The following is a 4,375-nucleotide window of genomic DNA, read 5'->3' on the forward strand; positions in this document are numbered from 1 at the left end:
CCGCATCAGCACCCCGCCAACGCTCCAGTGGATGGTTTTGTCACCGCCCTACACAGCGTGCCGAGGATCTCGCCGCCAACGTCGCCTCCCTCGGTTACGACCTCGACGGGCTGGTCGCCGCGGGCAAGCTCGCCATCGATCACGTCCGGGTCGAGCGCAGCGAGATCGAGGAGACCGGCGAGTACGATCTCGAAGGCCTGTTCATCAGGCTCGGTCACGCCGTCGATACCATCGGCGCCAAGCGCGTTGTCCTCGACACCATCGAGACGCTTTTCGCGGGCTTGAGCGATGCGTCCATCCTTCGCGCCGAGCTCCGCCGCCTGTTCGGTTGGCTCAAGGAGCGTGGCCTGACCACCGTCATCACCGGCGAGCGCGGCGATGGCGCCCTGACCCGGCAGGGACTGGAAGAGTACGTTTCCGATTGCGTGATCCTGCTCGACAACCGGGTCGAGGACCAAGTCACGACCCGGCGCCTGCGCGTCGTCAAATACCGTGGCTCCGCCCACGGCACGAACGAATACCCCTTCCTGATCGACGAGGACGGCATCAGCGTCCTGCCGGTCACTTCGGCGGATCTCGATTACGACGTTTCGAACGACATCGTTCCGACAGGTATCGAGGGGCTCGACGCGATGCTGAGCCCCGGCGGGTTCTTTCGCGGGTCCAGCATCCTCATCTCGGGCGTCGCCGGCACCGGAAAGACCACCGTCAGTTCCTACATCGTCGATGCTACCTGCGCCCGCGGCGAGCGGGTGATGTCGTTCGTGTTCGAGGAGAGTGGCGCGCAGATCTGCCGCAATGGCCTCTCGGTCGGCCTTCATCTGAAGCGTCATGTCGACAGCGGATTGCTGCGGTTCGAGGCCGCGCGCCCGTCGCTGTACGGGCTTGAGACCCATCTGGCGCGCATGCACCGCGACATCGAGCAGTTCAAACCAAGCCTTGTCGTGATCGACCCGGTCTCCGCCCTGCACGGTCCGGCGACCGAACTGCAATCGACGATCCTGCGCATGGTCGACATGCTCAAGAGCCGTGGCATTACCGCGGTGTTCACGAGCCTGCGCACGGATGGTGAGTTCGACGAGCGCGGCGACCTCGGCCTGTCCTCGTTGATGGACGCGTGGATCAAGCTTCTCGGCGTCGAGGCCAACGGCGAGCGCACCCGCACCCTCTACGTGATCAAGGCCCGAGGCATGAGCCATTCGAACCAGGTTCGCGAATTCCAGATGTCGGCGGCCGGCGTCAAGCTCGTCGAGGCCTATGTCGGACCGGCCGGTGTGCTCACGGGAACTGCCCGCGTGGTGCAGGAAGCTCAGGAGCAGGCCGAGTTCCTGCGCCGCGGGCAGGAGAGCGAGCGGCGCAAGCGCGATGTGATCCGGCGGCGTCAGGCCATCGAGCTTCAGATCGCCGAGTTGCGTGCCAGCCTTGAGGTGGCCGAGGAAGAGGAGTCCGTCCTGATGGGAGAGGACGAGATTCGCGAGACGCTACTGGCGACGGAACGTCGGGCCATCACGCAACGACGGAGCGCTGCGGAATGAGCCAGGACCCGAACAGCCCCTCCGTGGATACGAGTACCGGCGACGAGATCGACGGCGGGCCGTACCACATGCGCCTCTACGTCGCCGGGCAGACCGCGAAGTCGATGGCGGCCTTGGCCAACCTCAAGCGCATTTGCGAGGAGCATCTGCAGGGCCGCTATGACATCGAGGTGATCGACCTGGTAAAGAATCCGCAACTCGCCGCGGGGGACCAGATCCTCGCCATCCCGACCCTCGTCCGCCGCATCCCGGAGCCGCTCAAGCGGATCATCGGCGACCTTTCGAACACCGAGAAGGTGCTGGTCGGGCTCGACATCCGACCGAAAGCGAAGACCGTTTGATCGCGGAGGATAACCTGGAACCGAGCTCCGACCGGCCACACTACGTGCTGCGCCTGTTCGTGGCCGGCATCACCCCGCGGTCGCGTCGTGCCATCGAGAACCTGCGCAGGATCTGCGATGGACCCTTGGCCGGTCGTGTCGACCTGGAGACGGTCGACATCTACCAGCAGCCCCATCTCGCGTCGCTTCATCAGGTCGTGGCGGCGCCGACGCTGCTTCGTCTGGAGCCGCTTCCCCAACGGAGATTGATCGGCGATCTTTCCGACGAGGCCAGGGTCCTGCGGGGACTCGGGCTCGATCCTAGATTCGGTGTCGGTAACGATGAGCGCTGATATCTCGCGCGATGACTCCGACCTCACTCCCGCGCAGTACCGCGCCCGCCTTCGCGAGATGGAAGCGCGGCTTGAGGAGGCGGAGGAGACCGTCTCCGCGATCCGGCGCGGGGACTTCGACGCGATGGTCGTGGAGGGTCCGGCGGGGCAGCGCTTTCTCTACACGCTGGAGGATGCCGACCGGCCGTACCGTGTCCTGATCGAGCAGATCCAGGAAGGTGCGTTCACCCTCGGCACCGATGGCACGGTTCTCTACTGCAACCTGCGCCTGGCCGAGATGCTCGGGGCTCCTCAGGAGCGGGTCATCGGCCTTCCCTTGCAATCGTTTCTGTTCGCGGGGGACGTACCGGTGTTCCTGCGGTTGCTCGAAGCGGCGTCCGCAGGGGTCGTGCGCGGTGAGCTTGTCTTGGCGCGGGAGGACGGCATCGGGCTGCCGGTCAACCTCTCCTTGAGCCAGCTGCACCGCGAGGAAGTCACTCCGCTCCTGTGCGGCGTGCTGAGCGACCTCAGCGATCAGCGGCTTCATCTTCGCGAGCTCGCCGATGCCAACGACCGCCTCCGGACCGAGGCGGCCGAACGCGAACGCGTCGAGGAGGCCTTGAGGCAAGCCCAGAAGATGGAGGCGGTCGGGCAATTGACCGGCGGGCTCGCGCATGACTTCAACAATCTTCTCGCGGGGATCTCCGGCTCTCTGGAGTTGATGCAGACCCGGATGCAGCAGGGTCGGTTCACCGACGTCGAGCGCTACATGGCGGCCGCCCAGGGAGCCTCGAAGCGCGCCGCCGCCTTGACCCATCGGCTTCTCGCCTTCTCGCGTCGTCAGACCTTGGATCCAAAGCCCACCGACGTGAACCGCCTCGTCACCGGCATGCAGGAGATGATCCAGCGTACGGTCGGACCGGCGATCCTGATCGAGGTCGTCGGGACATCGGGCATCTGGGGCACCCTTGTCGATCCGCACCAGCTTGAGAATGCCCTCCTGAACCTCTGCATCAACGCCCGGGATGCGATGCCGGACGGCGGCCGTATCACCATCGAGACCGCGAACAGATGGCTGGATGAACGGGCTGCGCGTCATCAGGACATGCCGGAGGGGCAGTACCTGGCCTTGAGCGTGACCGACACCGGAACGGGCATGCCACCGGAGGTGATCGCGCGGGTCTTCGAGCCGTTCTTCACCACCAAGCCCCTCGGCGAGGGCACGGGCTTGGGCCTGAGCATGATCTACGGGTTCGCCAAGCAATCGGGCGGGCAGGTGCGGATCTACTCGGAGGTCGGCAAGGGTACGACCGTCTCCATCTACCTCCCCCGCCATTACGGCGAGATCGACAAGGAGAACGGCGAGGCGGCGGTGGCGACGCTTCCCCGCTCCGTTCAAGGCGAGACGGTCCTGGTCGTCGACGACGAACCGACGGTGCGCATGTTGCTCGTCGATATCCTCGAGGACCTCGGCTACACCGCCATCGAGGCCGGCGACAGCGTCGCGGGCCTCAAGGTGCTCCGGTCGGACGTGCGCATCGACCTGCTCGTGACCGATGTGGGCCTGCCCGGCGGCATGAACGGGCGGCAGATGGCCGACGCCGCACGTGTCTCGCGTCCGGACCTCAAGGTCTTGTTCATCACCGGCTACGCGGAGAACTCTGTCGTGGGGAACGGACACCTCGCTCCCGGAATGGCGATCCTGACCAAGCCCTTCGCCATCGATACGATGGCCGCCCGCATCCGTTCGATGATCGAGGCGTCGGGCGTCACGCGTCGCCGTGCCGATGCGCTCTGACGGCGGTATGTGGAGTTGCAGCCGTTGGTGGGGCGAGAGGTACGGGCAGACGGATCTTCGAAGCCGTGTCCGCCGAGGTACCGAACTTCTTAGCCATGTTCTTTCACCGGAATGGAGCAGGTTGGTGGCTCGATGTTCTCACGGTCAAACGGGTTTGACACTGGGATTCCGGACAGGAACATGGCCGTCAGCGAACAAGAGAATGGTGTTGCTCTTGCGGGTGTACGGCGCAGCAACGCTCGTCATCGCCTTGCCGCGCAGGTGAGCCTGATCGTGGTCATGATCACGATTGTGCTCTCCGGCTTCTTCTACACCAACACGCACCAGCAGGCGCTCTGAGGTGGTCCCGCCTTCCTGGACAGTTTGGCGGCTGAGCTAAGCTATACCCCG

5 protein-coding genes are annotated in these 4,375 nt (G+C 65.1%); all 5 read left to right on the forward strand.

Translation table 11 applies throughout. The features are described from left to right. The coding region (gene kaiC, locus G3T14_RS23175) for a circadian clock protein KaiC (RefSeq protein ID WP_163644856.1) at positions 1 to 1,535 on the forward strand (1,535 nt) is incomplete at its 5' end. A gap of 68 nt (positions 1,536 to 1,603) precedes the next feature. Then, positions 1,604 to 1,876 carry a circadian clock KaiB family protein gene (locus tag G3T14_RS23180; protein WP_246733512.1) on the forward strand — a complete coding sequence of 91 codons (273 nt, stop codon included), beginning with the start codon at positions 1,604 to 1,606 and terminating at the stop codon, positions 1,874 to 1,876. Positions 1,877 to 1,920: 44 nt separating this feature from the next. Next, positions 1,921 to 2,208, forward strand: a complete 288-nt coding sequence (locus tag G3T14_RS23185; protein WP_348645334.1) for a circadian clock KaiB family protein — start codon at positions 1,921 to 1,923, stop codon at positions 2,206 to 2,208. Further along, positions 2,198 to 3,985 (forward strand): PAS domain-containing hybrid sensor histidine kinase/response regulator, encoded by a 1,788-nt coding sequence (locus tag G3T14_RS23190; protein ID WP_204263022.1) that lies wholly within the window; start codon positions 2,198 to 2,200, stop codon positions 3,983 to 3,985. Before G3T14_RS23185 ends, G3T14_RS23190 begins: the two co-directional genes overlap by 11 nt. A 180-nt stretch (positions 3,986 to 4,165) precedes the next feature. Next, a complete protein-coding gene (locus G3T14_RS23195) occupies positions 4,166 to 4,324 on the forward strand; it encodes a hypothetical protein (RefSeq protein ID WP_163644855.1) in 159 nt (52 codons plus the stop codon). The last annotated feature ends 51 nt before the right edge of the window (positions 4,325 to 4,375 follow it).

The organism is Methylobacterium sp. BTF04, assembly GCF_010692745.1.
In the GTDB taxonomy this organism is placed as follows: Bacteria; Pseudomonadota; Alphaproteobacteria; order Rhizobiales; family Beijerinckiaceae; genus Methylobacterium.

Excerpts from the sequence above, each read along its gene's own strand:
- G3T14_RS23190 (WP_204263022.1), top strand. The coding sequence starts at position 2,198 with ATGAGCGCTGATATCTCGCGCGATGACTCCGACCTCACTCCCGCGCAG.
- G3T14_RS23195 (WP_163644855.1), top strand. The coding sequence starts at position 4,166 with ATGGCCGTCAGCGAACAAGAGAATGGTGTTGCTCTTGCGGGTGTACGG.
- G3T14_RS23180 (WP_246733512.1), top strand. The coding sequence starts at position 1,604 with ATGCGCCTCTACGTCGCCGGGCAGACCGCGAAGTCGATGGCGGCCTTG.